Annotated in this window: 1 pseudogene; it reads left to right on the forward strand. The window is 40.4% G+C overall.

What is annotated here, in order from left to right:
* A pseudogene (locus AC0QH1_RS30795) lies at nucleotides 1-674 on the forward strand (hypothetical protein); the annotation flags it as partial.

Genomic DNA, 674 nt, shown 5'->3' on the forward strand with positions numbered 1-674 from the left:
GACTTAGCAATGTTTCAGTTTAATATCCAGCAATATCAGGAGGCATTATCTGGCTTTGAATCTGCTTTGCAGATAGCGGAATCTTTGGATGAGGAGAGTGGAAAAACTTATAAAATTGCCAATTCTCAGTATATGTTGGCTCGATGCTATGGAAAATTAGAGCAATTCCATAATGCAGTAGAGAACTATGAGCTATCCAGGAAATCTTATCGGGAAGTCAATGATATCAAGTGGATGGCTGCTGCTTCTCATTATTTGGCTAATATTTATTTCTATGATTATCCCATAGAAAAAGCAGAAAGTATCGAACAAGCAATTAGGATTTATCAAGAAAATTTAACTGCTTACTCCCGTGAAACTTATCCCAAAAATTGGGCAATGACTCAGAAGACTTTGGGTCATGCTTACTCTAAGCGCATTCGCGGAGATAAAGCGGAGAATTTGGAAACCGCAATTGCCTGTTATGAAGCAGCATTAGAAGTCTATACATGTGAAGAGTATCCCAAAGATTGGGCAATGGTACAATTCAATCTGGGCGGAACTTATCGCAATCGAATCGAAGGAGACAAACTAGAGAACTGGCATCGGGCAATTGCCTGTTATGAAGCGGCATTACAGGTGAGAACCCGTGAGGCAGAACCGAAAAAATGGGCGAGTTTACAAAATCGGTTGGG

Source organism: Phormidium sp. CCY1219 (genome assembly GCF_055795085.1).